At 36.3% G+C, this 14,512-nt stretch carries 15 protein-coding genes; 3 read left to right on the forward strand and 12 right to left on the reverse strand.

The features are described from left to right. Positions 1-69 precede the first annotated feature (69 nt). On the reverse strand, positions 70-354 hold the full coding sequence (locus BUE84_RS22130) for a hypothetical protein (RefSeq protein WP_172625768.1): 285 nt from the start codon (positions 352-354) through the stop codon (positions 70-72). A gap of 93 nt (positions 355-447) precedes the next feature. Continuing rightward, positions 448-2,055 (reverse strand): fumarate hydratase, encoded by a 1,608-nt coding sequence (locus tag BUE84_RS22135; RefSeq protein ID WP_079243525.1) that lies wholly within the window; start codon positions 2,053-2,055, stop codon positions 448-450. A gap of 226 nt (positions 2,056-2,281) precedes the next feature. Here BUE84_RS22135 and fumC point away from each other — a divergent pair, with 226 nt between their 5' ends. Beyond that, a complete protein-coding gene (fumC, locus tag BUE84_RS22140; protein ID WP_079243526.1) occupies positions 2,282-3,676 on the forward strand; it encodes a class II fumarate hydratase in 1,395 nt (464 codons plus the stop codon). A gap of 75 nt (positions 3,677-3,751) precedes the next feature. Here the strand turns inward: fumC and BUE84_RS22145 are convergent, their stop codons facing one another. The 3 genes from BUE84_RS22145 to BUE84_RS22155 are packed head-to-tail and all read right to left on the reverse strand — an operon-like array spanning position 3,752 to position 5,978. Next, positions 3,752-4,792 (reverse strand): porin family protein, encoded by a 1,041-nt coding sequence (locus BUE84_RS22145; RefSeq protein WP_079243527.1) that lies wholly within the window; start codon positions 4,790-4,792, stop codon positions 3,752-3,754. A gap of 30 nt (positions 4,793-4,822) precedes the next feature. Then, positions 4,823-5,431, reverse strand: coding sequence for a hypothetical protein (locus tag BUE84_RS22150; protein WP_079243528.1), 609 nt, complete (start codon positions 5,429-5,431; stop codon positions 4,823-4,825). Next, positions 5,418-5,978, reverse strand: a complete 561-nt coding sequence (locus tag BUE84_RS22155) for an RNA polymerase sigma factor (protein ID WP_079243529.1) — start codon at positions 5,976-5,978, stop codon at positions 5,418-5,420. The genes BUE84_RS22150 and BUE84_RS22155 overlap by 14 nt, the downstream gene beginning before the upstream one ends. A gap of 243 nt (positions 5,979-6,221) precedes the next feature. Here BUE84_RS22155 and BUE84_RS22160 point away from each other — a divergent pair, with 243 nt between their 5' ends. Next, the gene (locus BUE84_RS22160; RefSeq protein ID WP_079243530.1) at positions 6,222-6,419 is read left to right on the forward strand and encodes a bacteriocin-like protein; all 198 of its coding nucleotides are present in this window, start codon (positions 6,222-6,224) and stop codon (positions 6,417-6,419) included. A gap of 28 nt (positions 6,420-6,447) precedes the next feature. Further along, positions 6,448-6,654 (forward strand): hypothetical protein, encoded by a 207-nt coding sequence (locus tag BUE84_RS22165; protein WP_079244012.1) that lies wholly within the window; start codon positions 6,448-6,450, stop codon positions 6,652-6,654. Positions 6,655-6,709: 55 nt separating this feature from the next. Here the strand turns inward: BUE84_RS22165 and BUE84_RS22170 are convergent, their stop codons facing one another. The 7 genes from BUE84_RS22170 to BUE84_RS22200 form a co-directional block, all read right to left on the reverse strand. Beyond that, positions 6,710-7,648: a Dyp-type peroxidase gene (locus BUE84_RS22170; RefSeq protein WP_079243531.1), complete on the reverse strand. Its 939-nt coding sequence runs from the start codon at positions 7,646-7,648 to the stop codon at positions 6,710-6,712. An 18-nt stretch (positions 7,649-7,666) separates the two neighbouring features. Then, a complete protein-coding gene (locus BUE84_RS22175) occupies positions 7,667-8,383 on the reverse strand; it encodes an ABC transporter ATP-binding protein (RefSeq protein ID WP_079243532.1) in 717 nt (238 codons plus the stop codon). Between the two features lie 3 nt (positions 8,384-8,386). Continuing rightward, positions 8,387-9,853, reverse strand: a complete 1,467-nt coding sequence (locus BUE84_RS22180) for a DUF5687 family protein (protein ID WP_079243533.1) — start codon at positions 9,851-9,853, stop codon at positions 8,387-8,389. 76 nt (positions 9,854-9,929) lie between these two features. Then, the gene (locus BUE84_RS22185; RefSeq protein ID WP_079243534.1) at positions 9,930-11,579 is read right to left on the reverse strand and encodes a DNA repair protein RecN; all 1,650 of its coding nucleotides are present in this window, start codon (positions 11,577-11,579) and stop codon (positions 9,930-9,932) included. Between the two features lie 334 nt (positions 11,580-11,913). Next, positions 11,914-12,819 carry a DUF4835 family protein gene (locus BUE84_RS22190; RefSeq protein ID WP_079243535.1) on the reverse strand — a complete coding sequence of 302 codons (906 nt, stop codon included), beginning with the start codon at positions 12,817-12,819 and terminating at the stop codon, positions 11,914-11,916. A 36-nt stretch (positions 12,820-12,855) separates the two neighbouring features. Next, positions 12,856-14,061 carry a bifunctional phosphopantothenoylcysteine decarboxylase/phosphopantothenate--cysteine ligase CoaBC gene (gene coaBC, locus BUE84_RS22195; protein ID WP_079243536.1) on the reverse strand — a complete coding sequence of 402 codons (1,206 nt, stop codon included), beginning with the start codon at positions 14,059-14,061 and terminating at the stop codon, positions 12,856-12,858. Between the two features lie 123 nt (positions 14,062-14,184). After that, a complete protein-coding gene (locus BUE84_RS22200; RefSeq protein WP_034681463.1) occupies positions 14,185-14,508 on the reverse strand; it encodes a DNA-directed RNA polymerase subunit omega in 324 nt (107 codons plus the stop codon). Between the last annotated feature and the right edge of the window lie 4 nt (positions 14,509-14,512).

Genomic DNA, 14,512 nt, shown 5'->3' on the forward strand with positions numbered 1-14,512 from the left:
GGTTTATATATGTTGTTTTGCTTTGATATTACTTTTTCAGAATTCAGGTGAAAAAGCAATGACAATCAATTAATGATGATGTCCGTGATCGTGAAGGAAAGGTCCGTTTCCTTTAGGCTCGCTATAGATAACTTCTACACCTTCCTGCTCAGAAACAAGCTTTCTTCTGATATCTTCAGGATCGAAAGGCTTTACTTTTCCGAAATACTCTTTCAAACCTTCAGTTAGCCACATTGGGATTACTAATCCGAAGAACATAAAAATACACCAGAATCCTACTAAGAACATAGTAATGAAGAATATAGTCCAAAGGAACTGGTAGAACGGCCAAAATGCTGATAATATCGTTATCATTCTCTTAAAGATTTTAGGCAAAAATAGAACTTTTTTCCTTTTTACACAAAAGATCAGCGTTCTATTTTCTTATTTATTTTAATTTTAAACTAATTAGTGGGCCAGATTTGCGAAGAAATCATTGCCTTTATCATCGGAAATGATGAATGCAGGGAAGTCTTTTACTTCAATTTTTCTTACCGCTTCCATTCCTAATTCCGGGAAGTCTACTACATCTACAGACACAATATTGTCTTTCGCAAGAATAGCAGCCGGCCCACCGATTGATCCAAGATAGAAACCTCCGTATTTATGACATGCATTGGTAACATCTTTACTTCTGTTTCCTTTTGCAAGCATGATCATACTTCCACCATGGCTCTGGAACTCGTCTACGTAAACATCCATTCTTCCGGCAGTAGTAGGTCCGAAACTTCCTGAAGCCATTCCTTCCGGAGTTTTTGCTGGCCCTGCGTAATAGATTGGATGGTTTTTGAAATATTCCGGCATTGGTTTCCCGCTGTCGATAATTTCTTTGATTTTTGCGTGAGCAATATCTCTTGCTACGATTAATGTTCCGTTCAGTTTTAATCTGGTTTTGATCGGATATTTGGAAAGCTCGGCAAGAATTTCCGGCATTGGCTTGTTCAAGTTAACCTCAACAGCTTCTTCTAAATGTGGAGGAGTATCTGGTAAGAACCTTTTCGGATCCTGCTCTAATTGCTCAAGGAAGATTCCTTCTTTCGTAATTTTTCCTTTGATATTTCTGTCTGCAGAACAAGAAACTCCCATTCCTACCGGACAAGATGCAGCGTGTCTTGGAAGTCTGATTACTCTTACGTCGTGGGTAAGGTATTTCCCTCCAAATTGCGCTCCAATTGCACTTTCCTGACAGATTTTCTGAACTTTAGCTTCCCATTCAAGGTCTCTGAATGCCTGTCCGGCCTCATTTCCTTCTGTCGGAAGATTATCGTAATATTTTGCAGATGCTTTTTTCACTGCTGCAAGGTTGGCTTCTGCTGAAGTACCTCCGATTACCAATGCTAAGTGGTAAGGAGGACAAGCCGCTGTTCCAAGATCTGAAATTCTTTCTTTAACAAATTCTTCAAGAGATTTTTCGTTCAATAAAGATTTTGTTTTCTGATATAAGAATGTTTTATTCGCAGAACCTCCTCCTTTTGTCAAGAATAAGAATTCGTAATAATCTCCTTTTTTAGCATAGATATCTATCTGTGCAGGAAGGTTAGACCCGGAATTCTTCTCATCAAACATCGTCAAAGGAACCACCTGAGAATATCTTAGGTTTCTTTTCTGATATGTATTGAAGATCCCCTTGCTCAGGTATTCTCCATCATCCACTCCCGTGTACACATTTTCTCCTTTCTTTCCCATTACGATAGCTGTTCCAGTATCCTGGCACGAAGGAAGAGCTCCCTCTACAGCTACTGCAGCATTTTGTAAAAGGTTGTAAGCAACAAATCTATCGTTATCTGTAGCTTCAGGATCATCAATAATTCTTCTAAGGCTTTCTAAGTGCGAAGAACGAAGCATGAAAGAAACATCTGCCATCGCTTCTTCAGCTAACAGTTCCAATCCTTTCGGGTCAACTGTTAAAATTTCTCTCTCTCCTAGTTTTTCAACCTTTACATAGTCTGATGTAAGCTTCTTGTACACCGTATCATCTTTCTGAATAGGATACGGATCCTGATATCTAAAATCCATTCAATTTTTGTTTGTACAAAAGTACGCCTCCTTTAAAAAAATATGAGTAAAATCAGTCATTTATATTGATATTTATAATGATTATAAATTGGAGGTTTCTGAGTTTATAAGTACCTTTATAGAAGCTAAATAAACAAAGCCAAAATATTATTTTTTTCATTAAACATAAATAATGTTTACAATTTTTATGGCTTAAAATAAAAAGATCATACAAATTTCAACCACTATGAATTACAGAATTGAAAAAGACACCATGGGAGAAGTGCAGGTCCCTGCAGATAAACTTTGGGGCGCACAGACGGAACGTTCCAGAAACAATTTTAAAATAGGACCTGAAGGCTCAATGCCACATGAAATTATCGAAGCTTTTGCTTATCTGAAAAAGGCTGCAGCTTATACCAACACTGATCTGGGAGTGCTTTCCGCAGAAAAAAGAGATATGATTGCTAAGGTATGTGATGAAATACTGGAAGGAAAACTTAACGATCAGTTTCCTCTGGTAATCTGGCAGACAGGTTCCGGAACTCAGTCGAACATGAATGTCAATGAAGTTGTTTCCAACAGAGCTCATGTTAATAACGGAGGAACATTAGGCGAAAAATCTGAAATTCACCCGAATGATGATGTGAATAAATCCCAATCTTCCAATGATACCTATCCTACTGCGATGCACATTGCTGCCTATACGAAAGTAGTAGAAGTAACCATTCCGGCTGTAGAAAAACTAAAAAATACATTGGCTGAAAAGTCAAAAGCTTTCAAAGATGTTGTAAAAATCGGGAGAACCCATTTGATGGATGCCACTCCGCTTACTCTCGGACAGGAATTTTCAGGATATGTGGCTCAATTGGAATTCGGATTGAGAGCTTTAAAAAACACATTACCTCACCTTTCTGAGCTTGCATTAGGAGGAACTGCTGTAGGTACAGGATTAAATACACCTAACGGTTATGATGTAAAGGTAGCGGAATATATCGCTCAATTTACCAATCATCCTTTCATTACTGCAGAAAATAAATTTGAAGCCCTTGCTGCGCATGATGCGATTGTAGAATCTCACGGAGCTTTAAAGCAACTTGCCGTTTCTTTATATAAAATTGCTCAGGATGTAAGATTACTGGCCTCTGGTCCACGTTCCGGAATCGGGGAAATTCATATTCCTGAAAATGAGCCGGGATCTTCTATTATGCCGGGGAAAGTAAATCCTACTCAGAATGAAGCGATGACCATGGTTTGTGCACAGGTTTTAGGAAACGATACGACCATATCATTTGCCGGAACTCAGGGGAATTACGAGCTGAATGTTTTCAAACCGGTAATGGCTTACAATTTCTTACAGTCTGCCCAACTGATTGCTGATGCATGTATTTCCTTCAACGATCATTGTGCGGTAGGCATTGAACCGAATCATGAGAGAATTAAAGAGCTTGTAGACAAATCTTTAATGTTGGTAACGGCTTTAAATACTCATATCGGATATGAAAATGCAGCTAAGATTGCAAAAACAGCCCATAAAAACGGGACAACATTAAAAGAAGAGGCCATTAATCTTGGTTTGTTAACTGCTGAACAGTTTGACGAATGGGTAAAACCCGAAGATATGGTAGGAAGTTTAAAATAATGATTCTATAACTGATACAACGCAAAAACTCCGGGAATAGTTCCCGGAGTTTTTCATTTTACTGTCAAAATATATTTAATCTAATCCAATAGCCAAGCCAAATATCAGTGCTTTATCATTTTTGAAATAACTGTCTTTAAAGAAATTGCTGAAATCTTTTTTAACAAACACGCTGAAACTGTTGTATGAGAACGTGATCTGCGCTCCATAGACAAAAGGATTCACCTGATAGTTTCCGCGGTCTCTGTTTTCACCATCATTTCCTTTTACAATATTGTTGGTAGACATTTTTACCCCTCCATACACATTGGCTCCAATTTTAAAGCCTGTATAATAACTTCTGTACTGGATATCCATTCCGGCATTTTTAAGTTTTGAGAAGTTATACTGCATCCCAAGGGGAACCATAATATATCCGGTTCTCAGTTTGCTTTTATCAAGGTTTCCGTTGTACTGCGCCAAAGCGACTCCCTGATCTGCACTTCTTGTAAACAGCATATTATTATCTGCTCTTACTGTTCTCCAGGAAAATCCTAATCCGGAAATTACTGCCCACGGACTTGTTCTGCTAAGCTGATAGTTCAGTTTAAGACCAAACTCCAGGTTATTGGCATATCCTATGTTTTTATCAAGGACATTATCTTGAGCACTGTTTGTCAACGTCATAATTCCATAAGAGAAATATCCAGTAAAGCTTCTGCTGGGACGGAATTTTTTCAATAATTTTTCTTTAAGCTCTTCTTTAGAGGTAACATCGGTATTCAAAAGGGAATATCTTACCTGCTTTTGAATAACGTCATCCAGATCAAATCCAAGTTCCTCAATTCTTTTATCCATTTTCTCAGAATAACGGTCTGCAATCTGAGCTTTTTCTCTGTCGAAATCTGCTTTATCAAGATTTCTGGCCTGCAAAACGACCAGTTCATCTTCCATCAGCTTTTTTTCTTCCTGAATGATGGTATTGATCTTTGCGGCATATTCTTCTACTTTTTCTTTTACAATAGGGCTTACCTCTGTATCTTTTTTAGAAGACAGGTTAATATTGAATGTCTTTTGTGCATAGAATGATGCTGAAAAAGAGCACAGCAATCCCATTACGATTAATTTCTTGATCATATTATTAATTTTTAAATTTTTACGAATAAATTATCTGGCATTCAAATCAATAGTAGCCACGTTACTTCCATCCTTTGTTTTTTCGATAACATCTTTATGCTCTACTGAGAAAAGAAGTGTGGATGGGTCTACATATTTTTTCTTTTTAACCGGAGTTTTTATAGAATCGGCTTTTGCCATCAGTTTAGGATTAGAAATCTGAGTGATATCCAGTTTCTTCAAAGGAAGAGTTTCTTTAGGGATAAGTCTATTCTGGTCCATTGCCATAGGAGAAATCGCTTCTTGCTTATCATGAGAAAGAATTTTTCTCACTTCCTTTTTATCATTATCCTCAACTGCCAGCGGAACATGATTCTGAACCGGATCTTTTACAATTTCTTCTGTAGTATTTTTTCCGGTTTGCTTTACAATTTCCGGCTGAGTTTCAGAAGGCTGATTAAGAAAAAGAAGAACGCTTCCCAAGCTGAATGTCAAAATCAAACATGCTGCTACTAAAAACCAGTTCATTTTTGATTTGGAACGGTGATTATTGTTATTCTGAAGCTCAATTTCGGACCACAGATCCCGTGATGGAGTAATTTCTCTTTCCTCAATCTGCTTTTTGATCTGAAATTCAATATTATCTTTAGACGTTTTCATTTTTCACTTTTTTTTGTTGTTGAAAGTAGATCTTTCTTAATTTTTCTTTTGCTCTGAACAGCTGTGTTTTGCTGACAGCCACTGAAATCTGCAAAGTATCCGCAATTTCCTGATGAGAATATTCTTCCAGCACATACAGGTTAAAAACCATCCTGTAGGCATCGGGAAGCTGGTCCAAAAGCTCTTGTGCATTAAAATCACAATCAATCTCTGCTTCATGGATATCTTCATGAAAAGATTGATTAATCTCGTCCAGATAGAAAACTGTTTTATTACTTTTGATAAAATTCAGGCATTCATTCACGACGATTCTTCTTGCCCAGCTTTCCAGGTTCGACTCTCCTCTGAAGCTTTCTATGTGTTTAAAAATTTTACAGAATGCTTTAATGAGACAATCTTCAGCCTGATACAAATCGCTCACATAGCTTTTGCTTACACTCAGGAATCTCTTTACATTCTGTTCATAGAAAATCTTCTGTGCAGCCGGATCCTGTTTCTTCAGGAGGCTTAACAAATCATTCTTTTTATTTCCGAACAAAAGTTTCATGCTTATGCTGTTTCTATACTAAAGACAATCAAAACAAAAAAAGGTTACAACTTGAAAAAAAATATTTTATTATTTACTACAATAAGTTGATTTTTTTTGTCCAGAGTTACAAATTTCCACACCTTTTTTATTTCGAGAGAGAAAAGAAAAAGCATCAAATAAAAAACTGAAAAACAATATTTTAATTAAGAACAGCCCATTTTTTTCCTATATTAGGGATATAATTATCTTAAAACTAATCCTATGAAAAATCTAAAAAAATTAGACAGAGAAAATTTAAAAGCATTACTAGGAGGAGGCTTTACATGCCTTGGTAACCTTTACTTAATAGAAGCAAACGGTTATTATGCATGCTGTACAAAACCCGATGTAGATCCCTGCAGTTCTTCTGCATTTTGTCTGACTCCTGTTGGTATGTGTGATACAGGTATTCCAGCCTAGTTCAATCTATGCTAATAAAAACAGTACCATGAAACAACTAAAAAAGTTAAAAAGAGAGAACCTGAAAACAATTAAGGGAGGAAACACACCACTATGCGATATGTATCTGGTGCATTATAACGGATATTATGCATGCTGCAGCGTGCCTGCTACCAATCCCTGTGAACTGAAAAAAAGAGAGTGTCTGGTTGAAAGCGGAATGTGTGATGCATACAATCCTGGGAATCCGACATAATTTCTCTAAACAATAAGTGATAAAAAGGCTGCCTTGACTGAGGCTGCCTTTCATTTTATCCTGAGAATTTATCAAGCATATTTCTGGTAGGAACAAAGAAAAGTGTTCCGGTAACTGCTGTGCTGAAATCTAAAATTCTGTCATAATTTCCCGGAGGATCACCCATAAACATATTTGTCAACATTTTCTTTGTGGTAGCAAATGTACTTGAATAGGCAATAAAGTAAGTTCCAAACTCATTGGTAGAAGGATTCCCAAAAGGCATGTTATCTCTGACGATTTTCAATTCTTCTCCATTCTCTCCTTCGATATTAGCTAGAGCAATATGTGAATTCGAAGGTTTTACAGCATCAGACATTTCAATATCATTTTCCTTTGACCTTCCAATCACTTTTTCCTGATCTTCCGTTGACAAACCCTTCCAGGCATCCATATTGTGAAGGTATTTCTGAACAAAAAGGTAACTTCCCCCTTTATACTGAGGATCTTCGTCGCCTATTTTTCCAAAATAATCACGGTCGTCCCCATGAGGATTTTCCGTTCCATCTACAAAACCAAGAATAGAACGTGCATCCCAATATTTGAATCCATGAATCTCCAGAATACTTTCAGCTGCAGAACTTAATAATCCGGAAATTTCAACTGCCATATCGAAAATAAGGCTCTTATTGTCTGCTCTCAGATGAAAATGAAGATCTCCGGGAGTAGAAACAGCGGTATGTTTTGTTCCTTTTATTTCTTCAAAGCTTACTAATTCTTTTGGCAGAGGCTTTGGTAGTTCCAGTTTACTCCATGCATCTGCACCAATTCCCATGACACAACTTGCTCTGCTGTCCGGAAAACGGTTAAACACCGAATTATTAAGATTTAAAACCAAAGCACATAATTCCTGAAAAACATCTTTCAACTGTGGGCTGTCATTAAGTTTCCAGACCATGAAAATAGTATTGCTGTTGGGATAATCTGTTACATTCTGTGATTCTATTGTATTCATACCTCTATTTTTGTGGTATTAAATATCCGAAACTGAAACCTGATCTGCAAAATATTGTTCCAAATCTTTCAATGTTTCCGGATTAGTCTGAATATCTTTTACCAAAAGACCTTTGTTTACCACCACAATTCTGTTGCAGACTTCTGTGGTATGGGAAAGATCGTGGCTGGAAATAAGAAAAGTAACGCCATCCTGTTTTGATAGTTCCTTGATCAGATTTTTAAGCTTGATCTGAGTAGACGGATCGAGGTTGGCAAAAGGCTCATCAAGAATAATAATTTCAGGATTCCCGATGATAGCTCCTACAATTCCTACTTTTTTCTGATTTCCTTTTGAAAGATCTCGGACATATTTCCCGGATTTCAGGATCTCACCATTGAAAAAATCATGAAAAGGTTTCAGGAATTCGTCTACAGATGCTTTGTTTTGGCCTCTCAACTCCCCAAGAAAATAAAAATATTCCTCCGGAGTAAGATAACCAATGAGAAAGGTATCATCTACAAATGCTGATACTTTATTTTTCCAGGCTTCAGATTCATTGACTTTAATACCATCAATGCTTACAAATCCTGTTGTTGCCTGAATCAAATCCAGCATCAGGCTGAAAAGAGTTGTTTTTCCTGCTCCGTTATTTCCTACAAGGCCAAATGTTTCCCCTTTAGAAATTTCAAGATTTTCGATATTAAGAACGGTTGCTTTCCCGTATGTTTTTGATAAATTATGTATATTAATCATGGCTTAACTTATATTTTTAAATGCATCTAATGTGCTGTATTTCTCTCTTTTATATTGCTTTACAATAATATCGAAGATTTTCTCTCTCAGAAAAAAGCCTATAATTCCTATAATTGCAATGCTTATCACTCCGCCAGTAATTCCCCATAGATATTTTGTTAGGGCAAATACTCCCATTGGGAGAAGCATTTTAGGAATCAGCAAAAGCATAGCAATCATATTAAAGCTTCCTTTCTGTCCCAATCTTTTTTCCTTTGTATTAAGATCAATCTGAGTTTTATTGAAAGCTCCGGACCACAAAGTAAATTGAGAATTCACGCCAATATTATATAATCCTGCTGCAAAAAATGTAACGTACACTTCCCAGCCGAAATAGGCATAACAAAGTGCTATAATGATAGAAATTCCCGTCACAATATTCATCAGCCACCATTTCGCTTTCAGATATTCTTTGTAAGGAACATTCAGGGTCATCATCAATGGATAGTATGAACTGTCAAAAGCAGGAACTCTCTGCCCAAAAAGAAACTGAAAGCCTCCTGTTACAAAAAGTCCCATAACCATCATCATTGCCGGTGTTTTGTACATTGAAGAAGTAAACATCAGCAATCCGTAGAACAGAAACATAAAGCTGCCCAGCAAAATTCCCTTGGGTACTTTATTACGTCTCAGCATTTTAATATCATTATTGATAAATGTTCCAATAACTCCATATTTATTCAGGAATGCAATATTCTCTGTTTTTCCAACTACTTTTTTGGCTTCAAGACCCTGATCAAGGTAAAATTCATTGCGCAGGTATCGGAAACAGATCCACCATAATATTACGAACAAAGCAACAGGAATCAGTGCAAAGTATGGTTTTTCATAGAAACTAAAGAAAACAGATTCAGAATAAGACAGAACCGGAATTACTTTATAATACCCCAACATTCCTATACCTAAAAGGCATATTCCTATGATCACCGCCACAGTTTCTTTACCGTTGAAAAAAATATTGAGGAAATTATTCAGGTACAGTAATGAAATCACCCCTATCAGCCATAATAATACTCCTGGAATGCTGTATCCATTGAATAATGCAATCAGTGAAAATGTAATAAAGAATAAGGAACTCAGCCAACTGAATGCCGAAAGAAAAGTTTTAGCCAGCATATAATTGACTAATGTATTCTTCCGGATATTCATCGTAAGAAAGGGCTTGATATTCTGTGTAGGAATTTCCTGCCAGAGGTATTTGAGAACAAGATCAATAATCCAGGCAACAATCATGAATTTTGAAACCACCTTTACAGGATTCTGATGCATCTCCTCCTGCACGTAGAAGAAAGCAATAAAAGCTCCACCTACAAGACAGCCCACGAAATAAAGAATTCCTATAAAACGGAGAATTTTCATGGTCAGATTGATCCCTAAAGATGTACCACGAAAAAAGCTTTTGATTTCAAGCTTAAGGAACTTTAGAAACATATTTTAGTTTTTATACATTAGTAAATATAATGTAAAATATGTTACAACTTCTTAAGAAAAAAGTGGATTTATTTAATTATCCTATAAGCTCTTTTGCCTGTGCTAAAGCTGCTTCTGTGATTTTACTTCCGGAAAGTAACTGAGCAATTTCGTTCAGTTTTTCCTCACTGCTTAAAGGAATAATGGTAGATTGTGTTCTACCGGAAATATCTTGTTTTACTACTTTATAATTATCATTTCCTTTAGCAGCAACCTGTGCAAGGTGGGAAATAACAATCAATTGCATGTCTTCAGACATTTCTCTCATCAGGTTACCGATTTCTTCAGCTACTTTTCCTGAAACACCAGTGTCAATTTCGTCCAGAATAAGGGTTGGCAACTCATCACTTTCTGCAATAATCTTCTTTACAGCAAGCATTACTCTTGATCTTTCACCGCCGGAAATAGCAGTCTGAATCGGTTTTAATGGAAACCCTGAGTTGGCCTGAAACAAAAGTTGGATATTCTCTTTTCCAAATTGGTTAAATTCGTCAGCATCCTGCAATTCTATATCCACTTTTGCTTTTTCGAGCCCTAATTTTTTCAGAAGTCCTTCTGCTTTTTTGATGAAAACAGAAACATTCTTATGTCTGTTCTTTGAAAGTTTTGAAGCAAGACTCAGAAGTATTTTTTCTTTTTGAGAGATATTTTCTTCTGTTTCTTCAATCTGTAACTCCAGATCTGAGGCTCCTTTCTGATCTCCGGCCAACTGATTTCTGATCTCAATAAGTTCATTAAGATCTGCAACATTATGTTTAAGGAATAAAGCGTTGATTTTATTGTTAAGATCGGTAAGATATATCAGATTTTCAGGATTGATTTCTACTCTTTCCGTTTCATGTTCCAGTTCGGAGATGATGTCTTTAAGCTCTACAAAAGAAGTTTCCAGTCTTGAATCAAGTTCAGCAAAACTGGTGGAAATTTCGGAAATTTTTGAAAGCTTGTTAGTTGCTTCATTAAAGAATGACAGAATTCCTATTTCTTCCTGATGAAACCTAGATAGAATCTGGCCTACATTTTCGGAGATCATTCCCGCATTTTCCTGGATAGAAAGCTGGTTTTGAATATCTTCATAATCAATATCGTCAAGCTTCAGCTCTTCCAATTCGTTGAGTAGAAACTCTTTATAATCGCTTTCTTTATTGGATTCTGAAAGTTGGGTTTTCAATTTTTTCAATAGCAATTTCAGCGTTTGAAACTCAGAAAACTCCTGTTGATAATCTTCAATGATTTTTTTATTCTCAGAAAGCCCATCTATAATTTTAAACTGATATTCTGAGGTAAAAAGATTGGACGTTTCAAATTGAGAATGGATATCAATCAGTTGTGAGGAAAGCTCTCTAAGAATATCCAACGTTACCGGTACATCATTGATAAACGCTCGGGATTTCCCTGAGGGAAGTATTTCTCTTCGGATAATAGTCTGAAGTTCGTAGTCCAGATCATTCTCTATAAAGAATTTCTTAAACTGATTGTTGAGAGAAAACTCGGTTTCCACCACACTTTTCTCTTCAGCTTTGGCGATTGATTTTACATCTGCTCTTTCGCCTAAAATAAGCCGAAGAGCACCTAGGATAATAGATTTCCCTGCCCCGGTTTCTCCGGTAATAACCTGTAAACCATTTTTCAATGATACCTCAAGGGTATCAATCAGGGCAAAGTTTTTAATGTAAATTCTCGAAAGCATTGATAATCCGGGTTATAATCCAATTTGAGTTTGAACTGTAAAAATAAGTTTTTTTTCATTCTTGTCCGATTAAATTAAAGCATAATTAACGGATCGCTCCTACGGAGCTTTATTTTTTACGGGGATTTCATTTTTCTCTTCTAACAGCAGATCCCGATGGGATCAAATCCAGTTCCTGTGGGAGCTAACTGTTAATTCATGTTGCAAACATTGATATTTTCAAATGTATGAATCCTTTTTATCGGACAGAAACCTTTCTTATTGAAGCAAAAAAAATGTTTTTTGATGACCCTTTAATAATCAGCCAGCGATCTCTCAACTTATCCACCAATTTTTAGACTTTCCATTTATTCCACTTATTTTCTATATTCTTCGGTGAGAGGATGATCATTGTCTGTTTAAGATCATTAAGAATCAATCCTCCATTATTTCCGGAATTGAAAATATTGAAAATTTCATCGCTTTTAGTATCCATGAACTGGTTAAAGAAAAACGCCTGCTGGAAATTATTTTCATACATTTTTAATTGCATCAGTGCATCAAAAATAACTTTTTTCCCGGCGGTCTGATCCTGGTTGAAAAGGTTGTCTAATCCTGCTCTATGATAAGTATAAATGGTAGAACGTAACTGGCTCCAGTTAGGGTTCATAATTTCGTTAATCAAAATAGAACGGCTTCTCGGCTCGTTGATGGTGTTCCAGCCCTCATAGTTTCTGTTTTGGGAATTCTGTGCAATCTGCTGCGCTTTTGCATACCATTGTGATCCTCCCATAGACTGGAAACTATCTGCATCCAGACCTAAAATAACATAAATGTAGAAACTGATTACATCGGTAAGATTCTTCCCGGAGAATTGTCTTTCATTAAAAATAAGACTCTCATTTTCAATATATTCAAAAGCAAATCTCTGATCCTGAAGATTAATTAAAGGAGATTCGTAGGTCGTATTATACACAGGTCTTACCGCCTGAATAACAATAGATCCTTTGAATTTGTTAACATCTCTTTCCGCAATAACAATAGAAAAAGCACATTTTATTTTTTCAAAATTCTGAAGTCTTTTGCCTGTCCAGCTGGTATTATTGATAAAGTCCCGAAGACTTTTCTCTAACGCTTTGTACGCCTGCTGGTTACTTCCACCCAACTGTTGTGAGTTTACTTGTACTGTTGCCAACAGTTCCTGAGAAAAACTTTGGGTATATAGAAAAAACAGAAAAAATAAACTTATAATTTTTTTCATTGTCTATTAAAAATTGAGAACGGTAATTTATTAAAATTATTTTAAAAGTTGAGACTCAACAAAATTGAGAATATCTTTTGCTACATCATCCTTGGATTTCAGATTGAATTCCTTCTTCTCTGTTTTGGTAAATATCTTGATTTTATTGGTATCATTTTTAAAACCGGCTCCTTCATCACGAAGAGAATTGAGAACAATCATATCCAGATTTTTCTTTTCCAGCTTTCCTTTTGCATTTTCCTCTTCATTTTGAGTTTCCAGCGCAAATCCTACCAAAAACTGGTGGGTCTTCTTTTCACCCATTGTTTTAAGGATATCCGGATTTTTAACCAATTCAATCGTTAGGTTTTCATCGTTTTTTTTGATTTTTTCCTTGGCAACGTCTTTTGGAGCATAATCTGCTACTGCTGCACTGGCAATTCCTATGTCTATGCTGTCGTAAAATTCAAATACTTTGGCCAGCATTTCTTTGGCTGAAGTCACTTTATGAAGTTCAACATTCGGATCATTGATAGTTTGAAAACTCGGTCCTGAAATCAGAATTACTTTGGCTCCTCTTTTTGAAGCTTCTTCTGCAAGAGAGAATCCCATTTTTCCAGATGAATGATTTCCGATGAACCTTATCGGATCTATAGCTTCATAGGTAGGCCCTGCGGTAATTAAAACCGTTTTCCCTTCAAGGCTTCGTGAATGGATATTTGAATTCAAATAATGTTCTATCGTATTAAAGATAGTTGCCGGTTCTGCCATTCTTCCCTGCCCGATCAGTCCGCTGGCCAACTCTCCATTTTCCGCAGGAATAATAATGTGTCCAAAGCTTTCTGACAGCTCCATATTCTTTTTTGTAGAAGGGTGTGCATACATATCAAGATCCATTGCAGGAGCTATGAATACGGGACATTTTGCAGACATATAGGTGGCAATAACAAGGTTATCACACATCCCGTGAACCATTTTAGACAGTGTATTGGCTGTACATGGGGCTACGATCATAACATCCGCCCACAGAGCCATTTCTACATGACTGTTCCATGTTCCGTTATCACTATAAAAATCCGAATACACTGGTTTTTTGGATAATGTAGACAGACTTAGTTTCGTTACAAAGTTTTCTGCATCAGGAGTCATAATAACCTGTACTTCGGCACCTTTCTTCACAAAATCTCTGATCAGAAAGTGGATTTTGTAAGCCGCGATTCCTCCAGAGACAGCGATAAGTATCTTTTTACCGGAAACACTCATTTAGTTCTAATTTTTTGAAATACTAAAGTACTTATTTTTTCCCACACAATGAGGCTTTAAAACAACAAAGGTCATAAAAGAAGTGAATTCCTTTATGACCTTGATTTATTAAAATACAGAAGATTACTTTCTTTCTTCTGTTTTTCTGAAATAAACATCTTCGTTTAACCATTCTTCAATAGCAATTGAAGTTGGCTTTGGAAGCTTTTCGTAATGTTTAGAGATCTCAATTTGTTCTCTGTTTTCGAAAACCTCTTCTAATGTAGAATTGTGAACGGCAAATTCATCCAATTTGTTGTGAAGTTCCGTACGGATCTCCGCATTGATCTGCTCTGCTCTCTTTCCCATGATAACAATAGCTTCATAGATTGAACCTACTTTATCTTCAATCTTATCTTTGTCGTAAGTAATTGTATTTACTTCTGCTTTTGTATCTTTTACACTCATTTTG

This window comes from Chryseobacterium indologenes, assembly GCF_002025665.1.
GTDB classification, from domain to species: domain Bacteria; phylum Bacteroidota; class Bacteroidia; order Flavobacteriales; family Weeksellaceae; genus Chryseobacterium; species Chryseobacterium metallicongregator.

Coding starts and splice junctions, on each gene's coding strand:
- BUE84_RS22200 (WP_034681463.1), bottom strand. CDS start 14,508: ATGAGTGTAAAAGATACAAAAGCAGAAGTAAATACAATTACTTACGAC.
- BUE84_RS22185 (WP_079243534.1), bottom strand. CDS start 11,579: ATGCTTTCGAGAATTTACATTAAAAACTTTGCCCTGATTGATACCCTT.
- BUE84_RS22190 (WP_079243535.1), bottom strand. CDS start 12,819: ATGAAAAAAATTATAAGTTTATTTTTTCTGTTTTTTCTATATACCCAA.
- BUE84_RS22155 (WP_079243529.1), bottom strand. CDS start 5,978: ATGAAACTTTTGTTCGGAAATAAAAAGAATGATTTGTTAAGCCTCCTG.
- BUE84_RS22160 (WP_079243530.1), top strand. CDS start 6,222: ATGAAAAATCTAAAAAAATTAGACAGAGAAAATTTAAAAGCATTACTA.
- BUE84_RS22145 (WP_079243527.1), bottom strand. CDS start 4,792: ATGATCAAGAAATTAATCGTAATGGGATTGCTGTGCTCTTTTTCAGCA.
- BUE84_RS22150 (WP_079243528.1), bottom strand. CDS start 5,431: ATGAAAACGTCTAAAGATAATATTGAATTTCAGATCAAAAAGCAGATT.
- BUE84_RS22135 (WP_079243525.1), bottom strand. CDS start 2,055: ATGGATTTTAGATATCAGGATCCGTATCCTATTCAGAAAGATGATACG.
- fumC (WP_079243526.1), top strand. CDS start 2,282: ATGAATTACAGAATTGAAAAAGACACCATGGGAGAAGTGCAGGTCCCT.
- BUE84_RS22170 (WP_079243531.1), bottom strand. CDS start 7,648: ATGAATACAATAGAATCACAGAATGTAACAGATTATCCCAACAGCAAT.
- BUE84_RS22165 (WP_079244012.1), top strand. CDS start 6,448: ATGAAACAACTAAAAAAGTTAAAAAGAGAGAACCTGAAAACAATTAAG.
- BUE84_RS22130 (WP_172625768.1), bottom strand. CDS start 354: ATGATAACGATATTATCAGCATTTTGGCCGTTCTACCAGTTCCTTTGG.
- coaBC (WP_079243536.1), bottom strand. CDS start 14,061: ATGAGTGTTTCCGGTAAAAAGATACTTATCGCTGTCTCTGGAGGAATC.
- BUE84_RS22175 (WP_079243532.1), bottom strand. CDS start 8,383: ATGATTAATATACATAATTTATCAAAAACATACGGGAAAGCAACCGTT.
- BUE84_RS22180 (WP_079243533.1), bottom strand. CDS start 9,853: ATGTTTCTAAAGTTCCTTAAGCTTGAAATCAAAAGCTTTTTTCGTGGT.